The sequence below is a fragment of the Streptomyces sp. NPDC007164 genome (genome assembly GCF_040634135.1).
GTDB classification, from domain to species: domain Bacteria; phylum Actinomycetota; class Actinomycetes; order Streptomycetales; family Streptomycetaceae; genus Streptomyces; species Streptomyces sanglieri.
In genome coordinates this window covers 40841-59821 of sequence record NZ_JBEYFB010000031.1, presented here as the reverse complement: position 1 = coordinate 59821, position 18981 = coordinate 40841, and the positions used below count along the sequence as shown (strand labels likewise).

Genomic DNA, 18981 nt, shown 5'->3' with positions numbered 1-18981 from the left:
GTCACGTCCGGCCCGCCGGTTGCCGTGCCCCGCGCTTCGGTTCCCTTTCCGCACAAGGGGAGCGGGTTGTGCGATGTGAGGTGGATTACCGAAATTCCCATTACTCGATCTTGTGAGTGAATTGCATTCGGAAATTGGGGTCTTGTCCCTTTCGGCTCTTCTCGCCTACGGTCACCGTCAATCCGGACGGAACGCCGAATCCTGCCGCTGTCCGGCAATCCCACCACTCGTGTACGGCAGGAGCGGGGAACCCAGGTAAGCCGCCGGTCCGGAATCCGGAACGGCTCGGGGTGAAGGCGCGCAAATGCGCGGCCAGGCATCTCCAGCCTGAACCCGACAGCTCACCTCGCAGGCGACGGAGAGGAATCCACCATGCCCGCAACGGGTACGTACCGTCGTCGCAGGTCCACCACGCTGACCCGCGGTTTCGTCGCCGTGGGCACGGGCGCGGCCGCCCTGCTGCTTCCCCTGCTCGGCGCCCACACCGCCGCGGCGGCTCCGGCGCAGTCCGCCGCCGTCACCGCCCCCGCCGCGCCGTCCGCGACGTACACGGACAATCTCGACGGCTGGATCAAGGAGTCGCTGGCCGTGATGGCCGAGCACGGCATCCCCGGCAGCTACGAGGGCATCCACCGCAACGTCATGCGTGAGTCGTCCGGCAACCCCCGGGCGATCAACAACTGGGACTCGAACGCCGCCGCCGGGACGCCCTCCAAGGGCCTCCTCCAGGTCATCGAACCGACGTTCCGGGCCTACCACGTGCCCGGGACCGCGATGGACAGCTACGACCCGGTCGCCAACATCACGGCCGCGTGCAACTACGCGGCCGCCAAGTACGGCTCCATCGACAACGTCTTCGGGGCCTACTGACGTGGCCCGACCGCTGACGTGAGCACACCACCGCCCGGCCGGGTCCGTCCCGAGGTCAGCCCAGCCGCGGCGGTGTCCAGTCGGCATGGCGCAGGACCGCGCGGACGGTGACCCGGGACGGCGCGAGTCGCAGCGCCGTATTGCGCAGGGCGACGGCCACCGGCCGGGACAGTTGCTGCCCCATCCGGCCGGCCTGCCGGGCGGCCCGCGCGACCGACTGGCTCCGGGGCCGGCGCTCGGCGTCGTAGCGGCCGAGCGCCGACTCGACGCCGGCCCCGGTGGACAGCGCGGCGGCCAGTGTCGCCGCGTCCTCCAGCGCCTGACAGGCCCCCTGGCCGAGATTCGGGGTCATGGCGTGCGCGGCGTCGCCGAGCAGCGCGATCCGGCCCACCGCGTAGGAAGGGAGCGGAACCACCAGCTCGTTGACGTCGTGATGCAGTACGGCATCGGGCCGGGTCGCCGCCAGCAGGGCGGGAATGGGGTCGTGCCAGCCGCCGAACCGGCGGCGCACCTCGCCCAGCGGATCCGGGTGGCGGACGCCCGCGGGAGCGTTGAGCACCGCGTGCCACTCGGCCCGTCCGTCGGCGAAAGCGATGTGACCGAACTCGGCCCCCGGCCCCCAGGTCAGCTCGAAGTCGCTACGCAGATCGACCGGCGACCCGGTGATGGCGCGCAGCACCGTCGACCCGCTGTAGGCCGGACCGGGGTGCCCCGGGAAGAGCCGGGCGCGCAGCCTGCTGCCGATTCCGTCGGCGGCCACCACCAGATCCGCCCCCAGTTCGGTGTCACCGGCGGCCAGGCGCACCCGCGAGGCGTCGGACCGGTCGACGGACGTCACCTCGGCCCCGACGAGCAGGGATTCGGGAGGCAGCGCCGCGCGCAGCAGCCGGTGCAGCTCGGCCCGGGGGATGCCCACGATCGGGGTCCCCAGCTCGCGTTCCAGCACGGTTCCGTCCATGCGGGCCAGCTGACGGCCGTCCGGCGTGCGGGTGCCGCCGGTGTACTGGGGCCGGGCGGCCGCGCGCACCGCCGCGCCGACACCGAGGACGTCCAGCGCGCGCAAGCCGTTCGCGTGCAGGGAGATGCCCGCACCCGCGTCGTCGGGAGTGCGGGCGCGCTCGACGACCGTCACCTCCCAGCCGATGAGCCGCAGCCCGATCGCGGCGGCCAGTCCGCCGATGCCACCGCCGACAACCACCGCGCTGTTGCCCATGCCCGGTCCCCTCCCGTGCCCCGTCATGACCTTCTACATCTGTAGAAGGAGAGTACTCCCCTCCTCTACAGGTGTAGAAAGAGGTGGTGACCACAGACCGACGTACCGCCCTCGCCGATGCCGCCATCCATGTGCTGGCCGAAGAGGGGATGCGGGGCCTGACCCACCGGGCCGTGGACCGGGCGGCCGCCCTGCCGCCGGGCACCACCTCGGCGTACTTCCGCACCCGTCAGGCGCTGCTCACCGCGCTCGTCCGGCGGCTCGTGGCACTGGACCAGGCGGAATTGCAGGCGGCCGGCGAGCAGGCGCAGGTGCCGCGCGCCGCCGCCGAACTGACGGAAGGACTCGCCGGCTTCGTCGAACGGCGGCTGACCGGTGAGGGGCGGCAGCGGTCGCTCGCCCGCTACGCCTGCGCGGTCGAGAGCGTGCGCCACCCGGAACTGCGCGAGATTCTCGTACCGCGGCAGAACGCGGCCCGTGACGCGGTGCGGGCGTTCCTGCGCGCAGAGGGCGTCGCCGACGCCGACGGCCGCACGCTCACACTGCTGGCCTGCGTGGACGGACTCGTCTTCGACCGGCTGGTGGGCGGTGGGGGAGTGGTGCCCAGGGACGAGATCGCGGGGCTGGTCGCCGCGGCGCTCCGCGGCTCCGGCGGGAAAGCCGGTGCCATCGCCGCCGGGTGACCCCGCAGCGGGGATGCCGGTGCCGCCGCCGGGCGACTCCGCCGCTTCACTCCGGGGCGGGTTGTGCCGCCTGCCGCGGCTCGGAGCGGGGCAGTACGGGCACGGTCGCCGCCGCCCCGTCCCGGACCGACCGCACCACCGCGTCGTGCAGTCGACGGCTGTCCTCCTCCGAACAGCACGAGACCGGACTGCCCGACATGGTGAACCAGTCGATCGCACCGGTGTACTGCACAGTGACCTGGGCCGTGTCGTCCGCCCAAGTCGTGTGAACGGTCAGGTCCCCGGACAGCACACCGACCTCGTCCGTGAGCACGCCACCGCGCCCCGAGAACACACCGCAAGTCGTCCACGACGCCCAAGCCATGACTCCAGGCTGGCACCAACACCGCCGATCCGCGACCCGCAGGCCCGGCGCCCGGACTGCACCCCGCCCGCCCAGGACACCGCTCCCCCTTCCGGATGCTGGAAATGGGGGAAACTTTCCAACGGGCCGGGCTGCGGTTCCCGCACTCCCGATCTCCGGGCATTGACGCGCTGTTAGCGCCCAAATCGTCGGATCGGCCCCTCGGAACAACGAATTCCGAAGGTGAACACCTCTTGACCTGCGGAACACGTCAGGATTGCATGTCGCGCTGGGAGCGCCGAAACCACTCACCACGTCCTCGTCTGGAGGCGATACCGCTCCCGTGCTCGGACACCGCACCTGTTGATCGGAACCGCACGATGACCGAAACGCTCAGCGCTCCCCAGGCGCTCGCACCAGCGACCGGCCCCACTCCACAGAAGCTCAAGCGTTCCATCGGCGTCGTGGGCGGAACACTGCTCACGCTGTCCTGCGTGACGCCCGCCTCGACCCTCTTCGTGGTCGTCCCGGACCTGTTCTCCAGCCTCGGCACGTACACCGCCCTCACCATCGCCATCGGCTCGCTGCTCTGCATCGCGGTCGCCTTCTGCTACTCGGAGCTGGGCACGCTCATTCCCAGTGCCGGCGGTGAGTACGCCATGGTGTCGACGATGGCTGGGCGGCTCGCCGGGTGGCTCGTCTTCGTGCTCTCGCTGCTGGTCGTGATGATCGTGCCCCCGGTCATTGCCATGGGTACGGCCGACTACCTCGCCCCCATCGTGCACATCCCGGCCTCCGTCGCGGGCGCCGGCGTGATGGTGCTCGCCACCCTCGCCGGTCTGCTGGACCTGCGCGCCAACGCGTGGATCACCGGCATCTTCCTCGTCCTCGAAGTGATCGCGGCGGCCGTCGTCGCCGTGCTCGGCTTCGCCCACTCCGAGCGCGGCGCCTCGGCTCTGGTGCACGGCACGGTCGCCCCGTCGGGCGGCGGGAGCTCGACCGTCACCGCGATGATGGTGGTCTCCGGGCTCGCCATCGCCCTCTTCATCACCCGGGGTTTCTCCACCGCCGTCTATCTCTCGGAGGAGCTGGAGAACCCGCGGCGCAACGTGGCCCGCACCGTGCTCGCCACCCTCGCCATCTCCACCGCGGTCATCCTCGTCCCGGTCATCGCCATCACACTCGGCGCCCCCGACCTGGCGGCCCTGACCTCGGGCGACCTCAACACCATGGTCGCCACCTGGTCCAACTCGGCGGTCGGGACCTTCGTCAGCCTCTGCGTCGCCCTCGCGATCATCAACGCCGGCATCGTGATGGTCATCCAGAACTCGCGGGTGCTGTTCGCCTCCGCCCGTGACAAGGCCTGGCCCGGACCGGTCAACAACGCCCTGACCCGCCTCGGCCGGTTCGGCTCCCCGTGGGTCGCCACCCTGGTCGTCGGCGTCCCCGGCGCGGCGCTCTGCTTCGTCAACCTCGACACCCTGTACGGCGTCACCGGTGTCTCCGTCACCGCGATGTACCTGCTGGTCGCCGTCGCCGCGCTGCTCTGCCGCCGCGGCGCCCACCGCCGGGCGCCGGCCTGGCGCATGCCGCTGTGGCCCGCGATCCCGGTGCTGCTGATCGCGGTGCTGGCGTACATCCTCACCCAGCAGGAGACCGAGTACCTGCTGTGGACCGGGGGGATCACCGCGGTCGCCACGCTCTACTGGGCGTTCTACCTGCGGCCCCGCAAGGAGACCCGCTGGCTGGTCAGCATTCCGGAGGACGCGCAGTCCTGACCCGGACGCGTTCCGTGCCGTGTACGGCCCGTCGGCGGTGACCGTCCGCGGGCGGGCCGGACACATGTTCTTCCGCGCCCGGTCGCCCGACCGGCCGCCGCTTCGGCCCGACGACGGGCGGACCCGCCCCCGGCTCCCGCACAGTGGGGTGAGGGCAGTCCGCCGTCGGAACACGGGGAGTCGGAGCGCGATGAGTGTGGAACGGGTCGGAGTCGTCGTACACCAGGGCCGCCCCGAGGCTGTCGTCGCGGCGGGCGTCGTACGCGACTGGTGTGTCCGCGAAGGCGTCCCGTGCACCGACATCGACGTGTGGCGCGACGACGAACGCAGGCGCGGCGGGCGCGAGGAGGCCGATGTCGCGGGCAACCCCGATCTCATCGTGACGCTCGGCGGCGACGGGACGTTCCTGCGCGGCGCCCGGATCGCCGCCAAGAACGACGGCGCCGTCCTCGGGATCGACCTGGGCCGCGTCGGCTTCCTCACCGAGGTCCCGGCGAAGGACGTGGTCCGGGCGCTCGACGCCGTCCACCGGGGCCGTGCGGCGGTCGAGGAACGCATGACCCTGACCATGCGGGCCTCCCGCGTACTCGAAGTGCCCAAGGACATCGACGCCCTGATGGGCTACGGACGACGCCCGATGCTGCCGCCCCCGCACGTGGACCCCGACGCGGAGGCCGCGGCGGAGGACTGGGGCGTGGCACTGGACGTCACCGCGCTCAACGACGTCGTCGTGGAGAAGCTCGCCCGCGACCGGCAGGTGAGCCTCGGGGTGTACATCGGCGGCCGGCTCCTCGCCTCGTACTCGGCCGACGCGGTCATCATGGCCACCCCCACCGGCTCGACCGCCTACAGCTTCGCCGCGGGCGGACCGGTGGTCTCGCCACGCATGGACGCCGTCCTGTTCACACCCGTGGCGGCACACATGACCTTCGACCGCACCGTGGTCGCCGCGGCCGACGAACCGATCGCCGTCCGGGTCCTGCCGCACTCGGGGCAGGGCGCGGTGACCATCGACGGCCAGCTGCGCGGCGTGCTCGACGCCGGGGACTGGGTTGGGGTATACGCGGCACCGCGCCGCCTCCGGGTCATCAGGCTCGGCCCGCACGACTTCTACGGACGGCTGCGCACCCGCCTCCGCCTCACCGACGCCCCGGCCACGGCGGCCGACGGGGCGAGCGCGCCCCTCTTCCGCCCCGACGGACCGGTCCCGCACGACCTGGCCCACCTCCACCTCACCCCGGCGGACCGGGACGAGGCCGACGGCGCCCGACCGGGCGGGACCCGGGTGCCACCCGGATCCCGCCCGTGAACCCGGGCCGCAGGGCCGAAGCCCCACGCCGAAGCCCCCACGACGAAGGAGCTCCCATGCCCGGCAGCGCCGATCCTTCCGCCCGCACCGCAGTGGTGATTCCCGATACCGAACTGGCCTCCGCCGCAACCCAGCTGGTCCGGGACACCACCGACGACCTGATCTACCACCACTCCCGCCGCGTCTACTGCTTCGGCGTCCTCCAGGGACGCAACGGCGGGCTCGGCTTCGACCCGGAACTGCTCTACGTCGCGGCCATGTTCCACGATCTCGGCCTCAGCGAGGAGTACCGGGCCAGCGGCCGCCGGTTCGAGGTGGACGGCGCCGACGAGGCACGGCGGTTCCTGCGGAGCCACGGGGTGCCCGAGGACGGCGTCCGCCGGGTCTGGACGGCGATCGCGCTCCACACGACGCCGGGCATCCCCTCGTTCATGGAGCCCGAGGTCGCACTTCTGACGGCCGGTGTCGAGTACGACGTACTGGGCATCGGGTACCACGACATCAGCGACGCGGACCGGGCGGCGATCGTCGCCCTCCACCCCCGCCCCGACTTCAAGCGCCGCATCCTCAAGGCCTTCACCGAAGGCATCGAACCCAAGCCGGACACCACTTTCGGCAATGTGAAGGCCGACGTCCTGGAGCGATATGTGTCCGGGTTCGAGCGGGGCAACTTCGTGGACACCATCCTGGACTCCGCCTGGCCGGAGTGAGGTTCGGCGCTCGCCCGCCGTGACGGGGAGGAGCAGGCCCGCCCTCGCGGTACCCCGGCAGTAGCCCTGGTGGAGCAGGCGCCCGTCGTTATAGTTGGCGCCTACAGGAAAGTGACTGCGCGGAGGTGCCCGGTGCGCCACGGGCCGGTCCAGCGGCCCCGAAGGACACCTCGGTCACGCGGACGGTCCGGCGGCCGAACGGCTCCGCGCCCGCTGCCCGTTCCTCCACCGTCCACGGAAAGGGCGTGCGATGCCGGCCGTCCTCGTACTGCTGCTCGCCGGAACCTGGCTGCTCTCCGGCGCCCTGGTCACCGGGACCGATCCGCTGATCGTCGCAGTGGGCCGCACCGCAGTGTGCTGCCTGGTCCTCACCGCCGTCGCCGCCGCCACCGCGGAAGGCCGGGCCGACCTGCGCCGGGCCGCCGCCGGGCCGGGCACCGTATGGCTGCTGGGTCTGCTCGGCTTCGCCGGGTACGCGGCGGGAACCCTCCTCGCCATCCCGCGCATCGGGACCTCGCTCACCAATCTCGTCGTCGCGCTGATGCCCTGTGCCTCGGTCGCCGTGGGTGCGTTGTTCTTCGGCGAGCGCTCCGGCCCGCGCAAGGTCGCCGGGGCGGTGCTCGCCTGCGCCGCGGCCGTCGGATACGCGGCACTCGGTGCGGACGCGGGCGACGCCGACGGGGTGGGGCTGCTGCTCGTGGCGGCGGCGACCGTGGCCTTCGCCGGGTACGGATTCCTGTACCGGCAGCGGCTGTCGGGGCTGCCGCCGCTCGCCGTGCTGCCCGTACTGCTCGCGGCCGCCACCTGCCTGCTGCTCCCGATGGCGCTGCCCGCGCTGATCTCCCACCCCCCGACCCCCGCCGCGATCGGCGGCACGGTCGTGCTCGGCGCGGCCGTGTACGCACCCGCCTACCTCGTGCAGCACCGGCTCATCCTGTCGCGCGGGCCGGTCTTCACGGCCGCCGTGCAACTGGCCGTTCCCTTCACCGTGCGCCTGGGCGACTGGGCACTCGGCACCGCGTCCGCCCCGTCCATGGCGGAGCTGCTGCTCCTCGCCGCGTGCTGCGGGGGCATCGCCCTCGTCACCGTCCAGCCGGCCGCCCGGCTCGCCGCCGCCGACTGACCGCGGGGCCGGCGCCGGGCGGACCGGCTCAGTGCTGCGACTGTGGTCCGGCCGTCGTCGCGCCGACCACCAGCGTGCACGGATGGGCGTGCGTCCCGGGGGCTTCGCGCCCGTCGGCCACCTGAGCGGCGGCCGCGGCGCCCAACGCGGCCAACCCGGTGTCCACAGTGGTCAGATGGCGGGTGCTCTGACCGCTGATCACGTACTCCCAGTTGTCCACACCGACCAGCGCGACATCGTCCGGGACACGCCTTCCCGACTGCCGTAGCACGGACTCGGCGCCCAGCGCTATCTGGTCGTTGCCGCAGAACACGGCGTCGAACCGGGCGCCGGACCCGATCAGCCTGCGACAGGCGGTGACCCCCCAGGCCCGGCTCCAGTCGCCCCGGAGCGTGTCGGCCGCGGGCGGCAGCCCGGCATCGGCGAGCGTGGCCAGCAGCCCCTGCTCGCGCCCCGACGTGGCGGTGTCGGCCACCTCGCCGGTGATGTGCGCGATGCGCCGCCTGCCCAGCGACAGCAGGTGCTCGCCCGCCAGCCTCCCGGCCATCCGGCTGTCGGGGACGTAACAGGAGTCGCCCTCCCGGTCGGTGAGCCCGTAGGCGTAGGCGACCGGGACGGAGAACTCGGCCGTGACGGAGCGCAATTCGGTCCGGAGGCCGTCACCGAGCACCAGCAGCCCGTCCACGCGCCGGGCCAGCATTCTGCGGACGCTCTCGGCCATCGTGTCCGGGTCGAAGCCGGTGTCGTAGAGCAGACACGCCTGCTCCCGGCTGCCCAGGTGGGTGACCGCCCCGACCAGCACCGGCTCGGTGAACGCGCCCCGGGCATTCTGGGCGAGAATGCCGATCGTCCGGCTCCGCCCCAACGCGAAGGACTGGGCCAGGGCGTTGGGACGGAAGTCGAGTCTGCGCGCGGCCTCCGCGATGCGCGATCTGGTCGCCGTCGAGACCCGGCCGCCGCCGTTCAACGCCCTTGATGCCGTGGAGAGCGACACCCCGGCGACCGCCGCGACATCGCTCAGTGTGACCCTGCCCCGTTCCGTCATGGCCTCAGCCTAGCCGCGATGCGCAACTGCTTGTGCAATTCCGTTGGTTCCTGTGTGAACCCTTGACAGGCTTTGTTCGCGGGACCAGTCTGTGCCGCGCTTGAGCAAGCGGTTGCGCAACGGCCCGGAGCTGCCTCGGGGCCAGTGCGGCAAGGCACTCCGCAGTGACCGCGCGCAGTACTCCGCGCGGCACCCCGCGCCCGATGATCAGGGAGTTTCACGCCATGCGACATCGACCACGCAGACGCCTGCCCCGAGCGGCGGTGGCCTTCGCCACGCTGCTCGGCCTCCTGGCCTTCGGCCCGGCCGCCGCCTCCGCGGAGCGAGCCGGAGCCGTCGCGGACGGCGACAACTCGGCAACCGCCGTGCTCGGAAGCACGCTTGAGGCCCGGAACGTCACCGTCGATGCGTCCCCCGGCAGCGACGAGGCGAGCGCCAACGCCAACACGTACGGCGGCCGGGACTGCTGGGAGATCGGCCCCGGCCGCCCCAGTCAGTACCTGTACGTCACCCTGGACGCCCGCCTCAAACACGAGGGGGTGAACCACGCGGCCGTCGACATCGACTACTTCGACGCGCCGGGAACCAAGTTCGCGCTGGTCTACGACGCGGGCGCGAACCCGTGGCGCACCTCACGGATCGTGCGGACGACCGGCACCAACACCTGGAAGACCGCGCACTTCTACATCCCGGACGGGGCGTTCGCCGGCGGCCAGTACGGGCGGGACATGCGCATTGCCACCTGGGCGCAGGACATGGGGTCCAGCGAGAAGCCGGTCTGCTTCGCCCGTTACGCCTTCGAGCCGTCCCCGGTCGACACCGATGACGTGCAGGTCGATGTGACGACCCCCGGCAACCTCTTCGACCCGGGCGAGCGGGCCACCTTCGGGGTCCTGTCCGCCCGCGACCGCTCCGTGCCCTGGAGCGTCCGCGACTACCGGGGCCGCACCGTGCGGCAGGGGGCCGCCGCCATCGACCCCGCAACCCGCCAAGGCTCCGTGGACGCAGGTGAACTGCCCCTGGGCTACTACACGTTGACACTTCGCGGGACCGCCGCGGACGGGGCCCCGGTCGCCCGCACCGCCGGTTTCGCGGTGCAGCACCCCGGGCCCGACCCGAAGCGCACCACCGACTCCTTCTTCGGCGTCAACCACCACCACCGCTCCGCCCCCGGCGACGCCTGGGACGACAGCACCAGGCTCGCCGCCCGCGCCGGGGCCGACGCACTGCGCGTCGACTCCGTCTACTGGAGCAGCATCGAGCACCCCAAGGGCGAGTACCAGTGGCCCGAGGCCAGTGAACGCGTCACCGCGGACTTCGGCGCGCGCGGCCAGAACGGCCTGATGCTGCTGGGCTTCGGCAACTCCGACTACGGCAACATCCCGAGCACCGACGAGGCGTACCAGGCGTTCGGGAAGTACGCCGGGCAGGTCGCGGAGAAGGCCGGCGGCCGGATCGAATCGCTGGAGGTCTGGAACGAGTACTACGGCGGCTTCTCCAACGGGGTGTGCTCGCAGAGCGCGAAGTGCTACGCCAAGATGTTGGCTGCCGCGTACTCGGGGGTAAAGGCGGCCGACCCGAAGATCACCGTGGTCGGTGCCTCGTCGTTCAAGGTGCCACTGGACTGGTTCGAGGAGCTGTTCAAGCTCGGCGGGCTCAAGCACATGGACGCGATCTCCATCCACCCCTACCGCGCCCCGGGCGACCCCGAGGGCGTCGAGCTCGACATCGCGGGCCTCAAGAAGCTGATGCGTCAGTACAACGACGGCAGGGAACTGCCCATCTGGATCACCGAGCAGGGCTGGACCTCCGCCGACCGGGACGGCATCGGCGTCGACGAGCAGACCCAGGCACAGGCCACCGCGCGCGCCCTGCTCGCGGCCAAGGCCGCGGGTGTCGCCCGCTACTACTGGTACGACCTGATCAACGACGGCAACGGTCCGAGCAACGGGGAACACAACTTCGGACTGCTGCGCAAGACGGGCCCGGAGGCCAACGGCCTCAACCCGAAGCCCGCCTACCTCGCCTACTCCACCACTGCCCGCGAACTCACCGAGGCAAGGTTCACCGGCCGGCTGCACACCGGCGACCCGGGCCTGCACGCCTACACCTTCCGGTCCGCGGCCGGCTCACCCGGCGGCGGCGCCGTGACCACGGCCATGTGGAGCAGCGACCGCACCGGCAAGCCGGTCCGGGTGCGGACCGGGAAGCCCGTCACCGTGGTGGACATGCTCGGCGGTGAGCGGGTCCTGGAGCCGGTGGACGGCTGGGTGCACCTCACGGCCACCGGCGCCCCGGTCTATCTGCGGGCCGCGGCGGACAAGGTCGAGGAGTCGCCGCTGCTGTCGCTGTCCGCACCCCAGGACATCGCGGCCGGCACGGAGATTCCGGTGACCGCCACACTCGACAACCGGGCCACCGGGCACGGGGCGTCCGTCCGCAGGCGCACCGCGGTCTTCGAGGTCGAGGGCGAGCGGGTCACCGTCTCCGCGGCCCCCGGCCGACGGGCGAGTGCCGTGCTGAAGATTCCGGCCGGTGACACGCCGGGCAACCGCGGTGCGGCCGCAGCGGTCACGCTGGACGGGAAGCGGGCCGGTGCGGTCGCGACCGGCACGCGGGTGACGGCGGAACCGGTGACGGTCGACGTGTCCCCGGAGATGTCGGTGAAGGGCGCCACCCGCACCGACCGGCTCGCGGTGACCGTCACCAACCACTCGCCGGACACACCGGCCGGGGTGACCGGCATCGACTGGTCCTTCGGAGACCTCACCGGAACGATCGCGGGCCGGGGCCTCGGCGGCGGTACGGTCCCGCCGCTGGCCACCCGCACCTTCCGCACCGCCGTCGAAGGAGCAGCCGCCTACGTCGTCAAGCCCGTCGGCGTGACCGCCAGACTCGCGGACGGACGCACCGCACGGGACAGCGACTCCTTCGGCTTCAGCCCGATCGCCAGGGCCACCCCGCACCTGGTGAACGGCAGACTCACCGGCCTGGGCAACGTCCCGAAGGTGGACCTCTCCGAGGTCGGCTCGTACAGCGGCATCGAACCCGGCGTCGCCGACGGCGACATGTGGGCGACCTGGGACGACAAGAACCTCTACGTATCCGCGGTCGTCCGGGAGAAGGACCACCGGACGGCACAGAAGGTGGCCTGGCTGCCCGCCGGTGACAGCATCGGCATCGGGGTGCAGCCGGGCAGACCGGGGGAGGGGCTCGGGCGTTGGGGCGCCGACTGGTACATGCTCTACGCCGGTGACACCGTGACCGAGGGGCCGGGTGTCTTCGTCGAATCCCTGCCGAAGGACTACCCGGTGGGGCCGGTGGCGGGCACAGATGTCCGAGTGGCCCGCGACGAGGAGGCCGGCACCACGACCTACCTGGTCGCCGTGCCGTGGAAGCGGATCGCCCCGCTGTCGCCCGCGGATCCCGCGTTCTCGCTGACCCTGACGGTCAACAAGAACGACGGTGTGCAGCGGGACAACTACCGCTCGCTCGGTCTCGACGGATGGCAGACCTGGGGCGACGGGCTCAACAACTGGAAGCTGGTGCGCTATCAGCAGGTGCAGCTGACCCGCTGACCCCCGGGCCCACCGAACCGCCACCGGGCTGGTGGGCGCCGCGAGACCCGGCGCCCACCGGCCCGTCGTTCCTGACGAGCATCACACCGACCCTCAGCAGCGAGAGGCGAACCACCATGACCCAGACCGTCCCCGGCACCGGCGATCCCGCCGGCACCCGGCGCCCGCGTAGCATCCGGCCGGGCCCGAGACGTCGCTCGGCCTTCGCCCGTGTGCCGGCGCTCGCTCTCGCGCCGGCCCTGGCACTGACCCTGATCGTGGCGATCCCCCCGTCCGCCCCGGCCGCGGCGCACACCCTGTCCGTCACCTCCCCGAGCCTGATCTTCCAACAGGGGCGGGGCGCGGTGGAGTTCGGATCATCCGCGGCCTCGGTGTCCTGGGCGATCACCGACGAACAGGGCGTCCGGGTGCGCGGCGGCACCAGCTGGCTCTCCGGAGGGAAAGCCAGCATCCCCGTGGCCGACCTCGCCCCCGGCTACTTCGAACTCACCCTGCACGCGGGCGCCGCCCCCGACCCGACCGACCTGCGCACCTCGTTCGCCGTCATCGAACCCGTCCCGGACAGCGCGGTCGGCCCTTCCTCACCGTTCGGCGCCGCCGTGCACATCGGACGGGCGGGCTGGGGTCTGAACGTGCTGGACGAGGCACGGAAGACGGGCATCGCCCACATCCGCGAGGACGCCTGGTGGAACCGGTTCGAGACCACGAAGGGCAGCTACACCTTCCCGGCCGACTTCACCAACACGATGACCCACGCCCGCGAACTGGGCATCACCCCGATGATCATCGCGAACGGCGCCAACTCCCTGTACGACAACGGCCGGACGCCGAGCACCCCGGAGGGCATCGCCGCCTTCGGGAAATTCGCGGCCGCGGTGGTCGAGCACTACGGCCTGAGCAACGTCGAGGTGCTGAACGAGTACAACGCGGGCACCTTCAACAACAGCGCCTGCGGGCGGACCGCCGCCTGCTATCTGGAGGTGCTCAAAGGGGTCCACCAGGCCGTGAAGGCCGCGGACCCGGGCGCCGAGGTCGTCGGCCCGTCGACCATCGGCATCGCCAACTGCACCCCCGCGGACGGCAGTAAGTGCTTCGCGCCGGACCTGATCGACCGCGGCGGCCTGAAGGCGATGGACGCCTACAGCGTCCACCCCTACCACTTCCCCGGCGGGCCGGAGTGGCTGGGCAGCACCGGCGACACCATCGCCGGACTGCGGCAGCGGATTCGCGCCGCCAACGGTGGCCAGGACAAGCCGATCGTCCTCAGCGAGATGGGCTGGCCCACCGACACCGGCCACGGCACCACCGAACGCCAGCAGGCCGACAACCTGATCCGGCTGTACGCCACCGGCCTGGCCAACGGTGTGACCCGGGTCTACTGGTACGACCTGGTCAACGACGGCAGCGACCCCACCTCGACGGAAAACAACTTCGGGATGCTCCGGCAGCCCGTGACCCCCACCACCGGGAACCCGGTCTCGGTCACCGCCAACGCCCCGAAGCCGGCCGCGGTCGCCCAGGCGGTGGTGGCCCGGATGCTCGGCGGCAAGACATACGCCGGTGACGACGCGGTGGCCGCACCGGCCCACTCCGTACGCTTCACCGGCGGCGGCACGACCCGTGTGGTGTGGGCGACCACCGCCCGCGACCTCACGGTCTCGGCGACCGGCCCGGTCACCCTGGTCGACTCCTGGGGCCGGCGTTCCGTGAGGCAACCGACGGACGGACGCCTCACGTTGGAGGCCGGCCCGTCCCCGGTGTTCATCGAGGGCCCCGTCACCGGTGTCGGAGCGGCGACGCCGTAGCGGTTCCGGACCGGAGAACCGTTCGACGTGCAGGTGCCGGGCACGCTGCGTGCCCGGCACCCGCCGTACGGACCGAACCCCCGCCGGCTCGTGGCGGCGGCCCTGCGTCAGAAGGTGACGTCCGAGCAGGCGTAGAACGCGTTGCCGGTGTCGGCGATCGTCCAGACGCCGAGGATCAGATGCTTGCCCGACTTCTGCGGCAGGACTCCGGCGTGGGTCACGGTGGACCCCGGCAGGCGGCCGCCGAAGGGCACGGTCAGGAACGGCTGCGGATCCAGGTCGGCCCTGGTGAGGGGCTTGGCGGGGTCGTAGCCGTCCTTGGTGATGTAGTAGCGGAAGTCGGTCGTGGCGTGCCGGGCCTCGATGCGCCAGCGGAAGGTGTAGCTCTGGCCGCCGGTGACCTTCGTCGCGGGCCAGGCACCGCCACGCGGGTCGTCGAGCTCGGAGAACCGGCCGTTGCCACCGGCGCAGATGGTGCCGTCGACCGGGCCGCGGGCGGGGAAGCCCTTCGGACCCTCCACGCTCGGCGGCTCCCACTGGATCTGGCCGCAGTTGCGCACGGTGCCGTTGCCGCAGAGCTGCTGACGGCTGACGGGAGCGTCGGTGTAGCCGTGGCTCTGGGCGCTGCCGGTGGTGACGAGGAGGGAGGCTCCGGCGATCCCGAGGCCGAGTACCAACGAGGTGATCCTTCTGCGCATGCTTCGCTCCTGAGGGAGGTGTGGGGGCGCTGCGTGACGAGTGGGGAGGACGCGCTCCACCCCACTAGGTCTAGACCAACTTCGAGATTAGTCAGGGTGATTGATCATGTCCATACCATTGGCGAGCCGCAGGGTGGCCGGCCGGTGACGGCCCCGGCCGGGCCGGACGGGCCGTCGGCACGCTGGGCCGTGCGGCAAAGCGGGCGTAGGCTGACAAAAACGCCTGTGCACCGCGAGTGAGCGATGGAGGCGGCCCATGAACGACCCACATGGCTTCCTCAAGTTCCCCCGACGACCCGTCCCGGGACGCCCCGTCCAGGAACGGCTGAGCGACTGGAACGAGGTCTACGCGGGACAGGCGCGACTCCCCCTGGTGTCGGAGCAGGCCGGGCGCTGCATGGACTGCGGCATCCCGTTCTGCCACAGCGGCTGCCCACTGGGAAACCTCATCCCCGAGTGGAACACGTACGCCAAACGGGAGGACTGGCAGGCTGCTGCCGAGCGGCTGCACGCGACGAACAACTTCCCGGAATTCACCGGGCGCCTGTGCCCGGCCCCGTGCGAGGACGCCTGTGTGCTGACCATCAACGCCGACCCCGTGACCATAAAGAACGTCGAGCAGGCCATCGCCGACCAGATCTGGGAACGCGGATACGCGGCACCGCGGCCGCCCGAGCGGCTCAGCGGCAGGACCGTCGCCGTCGTCGGCTCCGGTCCGGCCGGTCTGGCCGCGGCGCAGCAGCTCACCAGGACCGGCCACACCGTCGCCGTCTACGAACGCGCCGACCGCATCGGCGGACTGCTGCGCTACGGCATCCCCGAGTTCAAGATGGAGAAACGCCACCTGGACCGCCGCATCGAGCAGATGCGGGCGGAGGGCACCAAATTCCGCACGGGAGTGGAGATCGGCAGTGACCTCGATGCCGCCGAGCTCATGGAGCGGCACGACGCGGTCGTCATCGCCGTGGGCGCGCGCGGCCGACGGGAGCTGCCCGTGCCGGGCCGAAAGCTGCACGGCATCCACCAGGCCATGGACTATCTGACCCTGGCCAACCGGGTCACCCAGGGCGACTGCGACGCCCCGGCCGTCACCGCCGAGGGCAAGCACGTGGTGATCATCGGGGGAGGCGACACCGGCTCGGACTGCATGGGCACCGCACTGCGCCAGGGGGCCGCCTCAGTGGTGCAGTTGGACATCAATCCCGAGCCCGGCGCCGACCGGCCCGACAGCGAACCCTGGCCCGTCCACCCGAAGATCTACCGGATCTCCCATGCCCATGAGGAGGCCCGGGGCCGCAAGGGCACGGACCCGCGGGTCTTCGCCTCTGCCACCCTCCGCTTCGAGGGCGACCGGACCGGGCGGGTACACGAGTTGCGTCTCGCGGAAGTGGAGCCGGAGGCCAGAAGGCCGCTTCCGGGCACCGAACGAGGCATCCCGGCAGATCTGGTGCTGCTCGCACTCGGCTTCTACGGCCCCGAGCACGACACGGGGCTGACGCGGCAGCTCGGACTCACCCTGGATGGCCGGGGCAACTTCGCCCGGAACGCCGGCTTCGGGGCCGAGACGGCGGATCCGTCGGGGCGTGCGGCCCGACGCCGGACGGGCGGGATCTTCATCGCCGGTGACGCGGGGCGCGGTCAGTCCCTCGTGGTGTGGGCCATCGCGGAAGGACGGTCCGCCGCCGCCGCGACGGACCGCTACCTGAGCGGCTCCACAGTGCTCCCGGCGCCGGTCGCACCGCAGGACCGGCCCCTGGTGGCTTGACCCGCCGACCGCGCACCCGCTGCGTGAACGGGCTGTGCGGGCCGGCGGTCCTGGAACTGGGGGCGCGTTCAACATTCACGCGCCGTGTACTTCAAGCCGATTATTACCCGGCATTCTGCCGACGGCTCCCACAGACGGACTGCAAGGAACCGGCCAGAGCGGTCGAGTGCAGCTCGTCGAGATTCCTCTCGCGACCCACACGTCCCGCCGAGACGGCCAGCGCCACCCGGCACAGTGGAGCGGCCCGCCGGTAGGGGGCCATGCCGGCGACCGCCCGGACGAGCGCCTCGTTGAGTCGGTCGATCTCCTTGCGGACGTCATCGAGGCGGGGGCGCCCGGCCGGTGCCTCGGACGGGTGGTCGCGCCACAGCCGGTGCAGCCCGCGCTGCACCGCCTTGTTCGCCTCGATCTGGTCGCGGAAGACCAGCCTGGTCAGCCGTGGGTCCGCGCCGAGCTCCCCGGCCCGCTCGGCCGCGGAATCCAGCACCTGCCGCTCCCTGTCGGGGTCGTCGACCGGGCTGCCGGTGCCCCGCTTGGCCGCGGCGACCAGGCCGCCGGTGGCGAGGCGCCGGGCGGAGAGCTCGGCGACGGAGCGCGGCGGAGGCCCCTGGGCCGTCCCGCCGGGTAGCGCGGCGGCCGTGGCGGGCGGGCCCGCGGCACACACTCCGGTGAGCAGCGCGGCCGCGATTGCGGCGGTCATCGAGCGGCGCGAGGACGAAGGGAGACGCACGAAAACTCCTCGAATTGATATTACTAATAATTCATATTCATGGTGGATCGAGTGGTCCAGGCCTCACCGGAAATTCTCGTCAGGGGTGTCACCGGGGGGTCGCGTGCGGCTTGAATTCGACGGTTGAGGTCGCCGGGTGGGGAAAAATTAGTAGAGCGGGCCGGCCCGGAGACGGTTCTTGGGTCCGCGGGGTCCACGAAGCGACCCCTCACACTCCAGCACATATTTCCTCGCGTGTGACAGGTGACGACCGGTGCGCCGGTCCCGTGTGCCCGCGCGTAGTAAGTGTCAACTCTTTCCTGGTCCGTGCACTGTGCTGCGCTGGTTCCTTTCGTGAAGGTGCTGTGAGTGGAAAACTGTGAACCGCTGCCCGGCGGTGATCCGGAGGTGGATTCCGGCCGGGCCGCAGGGAGAAGCGCCCCGGTGCCCGTCACGCGCGCGGTTCTGTGCGTGGCGGCGTACCCGTTCCTGCTGGCGGGCACGGTCTCGGTGGGTGCCGCGGCGCTCAGTCTGGACTGGGACCCGGAGCGTGTGAGTCCGCTCTTCCTGCTCAGTGTCATTTCCTATCTCACCGTGCTCGAACGGCTGATTCCGCACCGCCGGTCCTGGCATCCGAACGCCGGTGAATGGCGCTGGTACGGGGTCTATTTCCTGCTGACGATGGCGGCCGGCGCATTCGCGCAGTATCTTGTCTCCGTCGTCGTCTCCGAGGTATCGACGCGCGAATCGGACCTGAATCTCTGGGCGGAAATACCGGCCGCCCTGCTGACCGGTTCGCTGGCCAGTTATATGGTGCACAGGCTCGGTCACACCAATGCGATATTGTGGCGGCTGCACGGCGTGCATCATGTGCCGGAAAAAGTCAATGTCGCCAATAACAGCGTCAGCCACGTCCTCGATATCGTTCTCGCGCAGGGAATCGTTCAGCTGGCTCTTTCGCTGGTCGGTTTCTCCCGTGATTCCGTGTTCGTCGTGGGCCTTTTTGTGGCCGCCCAGGGCTATTTCGTCCACGCCAACATCGACGTGCGCATCGGCCGGCTCAACCATGTGCTCGCCAGCCCCGAGCAGCACCGGCTGCACCACAGCACCGATGTGTCCGAGGCGGGCCACTACGGCTCGGACCTGTCGATCTGGGACCACGCCTTCGACAGCTACACCTGGCGCCCCGGCCGCGAACCGGTCGCGGTCGGGCTCGGCGATCCCGCGTCCTTTCCCCGTACAGGGGAGATCGTCGCCAGCCATCTCCACCCCTTGCGCCGTGCGAAGGGGCCCGGGACCGGTTCTGCCTGAACTGCCCTTCCATGCCGGTCCGCGGCGTCACGACTTGAGGA

Annotated in this window: 15 protein-coding genes and 1 riboswitch; of the genes, 10 read left to right on the top strand and 5 right to left on the bottom strand. The window is 71.4% G+C overall.

Translation table 11 applies throughout. The features are described from left to right. Positions 1-182: 182 nt before the first annotated feature. Positions 183-368, top strand: a riboswitch (cyclic di-AMP (ydaO/yuaA leader). 4 nt (positions 369-372) lie between these two features. Then, positions 373-870: a transglycosylase SLT domain-containing protein gene (locus ABZ622_RS29865; RefSeq protein WP_360548394.1), complete on the top strand. Its 498-nt coding sequence runs from the start codon at positions 373-375 to the stop codon at positions 868-870. A gap of 55 nt (positions 871-925) precedes the next feature. Here ABZ622_RS29865 and ABZ622_RS29860 read toward each other — a convergent pair whose 3' ends face one another. Next, a complete protein-coding gene (locus ABZ622_RS29860; protein ID WP_360548392.1) occupies positions 926-2083 on the bottom strand; it encodes an FAD-dependent monooxygenase in 1158 nt (385 codons plus the stop codon). A gap of 86 nt (positions 2084-2169) precedes the next feature. Here ABZ622_RS29860 and ABZ622_RS29855 point away from each other — a divergent pair, with 86 nt between their 5' ends. Beyond that, on the top strand, positions 2170-2766 hold the full coding sequence (locus ABZ622_RS29855) for a TetR family transcriptional regulator C-terminal domain-containing protein (protein WP_360548390.1): 597 nt from the start codon (positions 2170-2172) through the stop codon (positions 2764-2766). A gap of 46 nt (positions 2767-2812) precedes the next feature. Here the strand turns inward: ABZ622_RS29855 and ABZ622_RS29850 are convergent, their stop codons facing one another. Beyond that, positions 2813-3130, bottom strand: a complete 318-nt coding sequence (locus ABZ622_RS29850) for a hypothetical protein (RefSeq protein ID WP_360548388.1) — start codon at positions 3128-3130, stop codon at positions 2813-2815. Positions 3131-3489: 359 nt separating this feature from the next. On the opposite strand from ABZ622_RS29850, the gene ABZ622_RS29845 reads away from it, so the two are divergent. The 4 genes from ABZ622_RS29845 to ABZ622_RS29830 all read left to right on the top strand — a co-directional run bounded on the left by ABZ622_RS29845 (position 3490) and on the right by ABZ622_RS29830 (position 8029). After that, on the top strand, positions 3490-4887 hold the full coding sequence (locus ABZ622_RS29845) for an APC family permease (protein WP_360548386.1): 1398 nt from the start codon (positions 3490-3492) through the stop codon (positions 4885-4887). 190 nt (positions 4888-5077) lie between these two features. Then, a complete protein-coding gene (locus ABZ622_RS29840) occupies positions 5078-6196 on the top strand; it encodes an NAD(+)/NADH kinase (protein WP_360548384.1) in 1119 nt (372 codons plus the stop codon). A gap of 56 nt (positions 6197-6252) precedes the next feature. After that, positions 6253-6906 (top strand): HD domain-containing protein, encoded by a 654-nt coding sequence (locus tag ABZ622_RS29835; RefSeq protein ID WP_360548382.1) that lies wholly within the window; start codon positions 6253-6255, stop codon positions 6904-6906. Positions 6907-7156: 250 nt separating this feature from the next. After that, entirely contained in the window at positions 7157-8029 is an 873-nt protein-coding gene (locus tag ABZ622_RS29830; protein WP_360548380.1) for a DMT family transporter, read from the top strand. 28 nt (positions 8030-8057) lie between these two features. Here the strand turns inward: ABZ622_RS29830 and ABZ622_RS29825 are convergent, their stop codons facing one another. Continuing rightward, on the bottom strand, positions 8058-9074 hold the full coding sequence (locus ABZ622_RS29825) for a LacI family DNA-binding transcriptional regulator (protein WP_360548378.1): 1017 nt from the start codon (positions 9072-9074) through the stop codon (positions 8058-8060). A gap of 224 nt (positions 9075-9298) precedes the next feature. Between ABZ622_RS29825 and ABZ622_RS29820 the strand changes: the two genes are divergently transcribed. Together ABZ622_RS29820 and ABZ622_RS29815 are read left to right on the top strand one after the other, a co-directional pair. After that, positions 9299-12652 (top strand): glycosyl hydrolase, encoded by a 3354-nt coding sequence (locus ABZ622_RS29820; RefSeq protein WP_360548376.1) that lies wholly within the window; start codon positions 9299-9301, stop codon positions 12650-12652. Between the two features lie 116 nt (positions 12653-12768). Further along, the gene (locus tag ABZ622_RS29815; RefSeq protein WP_360548374.1) at positions 12769-14457 is read left to right on the top strand and encodes a hypothetical protein; all 1689 of its coding nucleotides are present in this window, start codon (positions 12769-12771) and stop codon (positions 14455-14457) included. A 107-nt stretch (positions 14458-14564) separates the two neighbouring features. On the opposite strand, the gene ABZ622_RS29810 is transcribed toward ABZ622_RS29815, so the two are convergent. Beyond that, the gene (locus tag ABZ622_RS29810) at positions 14565-15155 is read right to left on the bottom strand and encodes a lytic polysaccharide monooxygenase auxiliary activity family 9 protein (protein WP_360548372.1); all 591 of its coding nucleotides are present in this window, start codon (positions 15153-15155) and stop codon (positions 14565-14567) included. A 256-nt stretch (positions 15156-15411) separates the two neighbouring features. On the opposite strand from ABZ622_RS29810, the gene ABZ622_RS29805 reads away from it, so the two are divergent. Then, positions 15412-16920 carry a glutamate synthase subunit beta gene (locus tag ABZ622_RS29805; RefSeq protein WP_360548370.1) on the top strand — a complete coding sequence of 503 codons (1509 nt, stop codon included), beginning with the start codon at positions 15412-15414 and terminating at the stop codon, positions 16918-16920. 103 nt (positions 16921-17023) lie between these two features. On the opposite strand, the gene aroQ is transcribed toward ABZ622_RS29805, so the two are convergent. Then, positions 17024-17650: a gamma subclass chorismate mutase AroQ gene (gene aroQ / locus ABZ622_RS29800; RefSeq protein ID WP_360548368.1), complete on the bottom strand. Its 627-nt coding sequence runs from the start codon at positions 17648-17650 to the stop codon at positions 17024-17026. A gap of 423 nt (positions 17651-18073) precedes the next feature. Between aroQ and ABZ622_RS29795 the strand changes: the two genes are divergently transcribed. Beyond that, positions 18074-18940, top strand: coding sequence for a sterol desaturase family protein (locus ABZ622_RS29795; RefSeq protein WP_360548471.1), 867 nt, complete (start codon positions 18074-18076; stop codon positions 18938-18940). The last annotated feature ends 41 nt before the right edge of the window (positions 18941-18981 follow it).

Bases quoted from the DNA above. Each gene is read 5' to 3' on its own strand.
- ABZ622_RS29865 (WP_360548394.1), top strand. From the start codon at position 373: ATGCCCGCAACGGGTACGTACCGTCGTCGCAGGTCCACCACGCTGACC.
- ABZ622_RS29860 (WP_360548392.1), bottom strand. From the start codon at position 2,083: ATGGGCAACAGCGCGGTGGTTGTCGGCGGTGGCATCGGCGGACTGGCC.
- ABZ622_RS29850 (WP_360548388.1), bottom strand. From the start codon at position 3,130: ATGGCTTGGGCGTCGTGGACGACTTGCGGTGTGTTCTCGGGGCGCGGT.
- ABZ622_RS29845 (WP_360548386.1), top strand. From the start codon at position 3,490: ATGACCGAAACGCTCAGCGCTCCCCAGGCGCTCGCACCAGCGACCGGC.
- ABZ622_RS29840 (WP_360548384.1), top strand. From the start codon at position 5,078: ATGAGTGTGGAACGGGTCGGAGTCGTCGTACACCAGGGCCGCCCCGAG.
- ABZ622_RS29835 (WP_360548382.1), top strand. From the start codon at position 6,253: ATGCCCGGCAGCGCCGATCCTTCCGCCCGCACCGCAGTGGTGATTCCC.
- ABZ622_RS29830 (WP_360548380.1), top strand. From the start codon at position 7,157: ATGCCGGCCGTCCTCGTACTGCTGCTCGCCGGAACCTGGCTGCTCTCC.
- ABZ622_RS29825 (WP_360548378.1), bottom strand. From the start codon at position 9,074: ATGACGGAACGGGGCAGGGTCACACTGAGCGATGTCGCGGCGGTCGCC.
- ABZ622_RS29820 (WP_360548376.1), top strand. From the start codon at position 9,299: ATGCGACATCGACCACGCAGACGCCTGCCCCGAGCGGCGGTGGCCTTC.
- ABZ622_RS29815 (WP_360548374.1), top strand. From the start codon at position 12,769: ATGACCCAGACCGTCCCCGGCACCGGCGATCCCGCCGGCACCCGGCGC.
- ABZ622_RS29810 (WP_360548372.1), bottom strand. From the start codon at position 15,155: ATGCGCAGAAGGATCACCTCGTTGGTACTCGGCCTCGGGATCGCCGGA.
- ABZ622_RS29805 (WP_360548370.1), top strand. From the start codon at position 15,412: ATGAACGACCCACATGGCTTCCTCAAGTTCCCCCGACGACCCGTCCCG.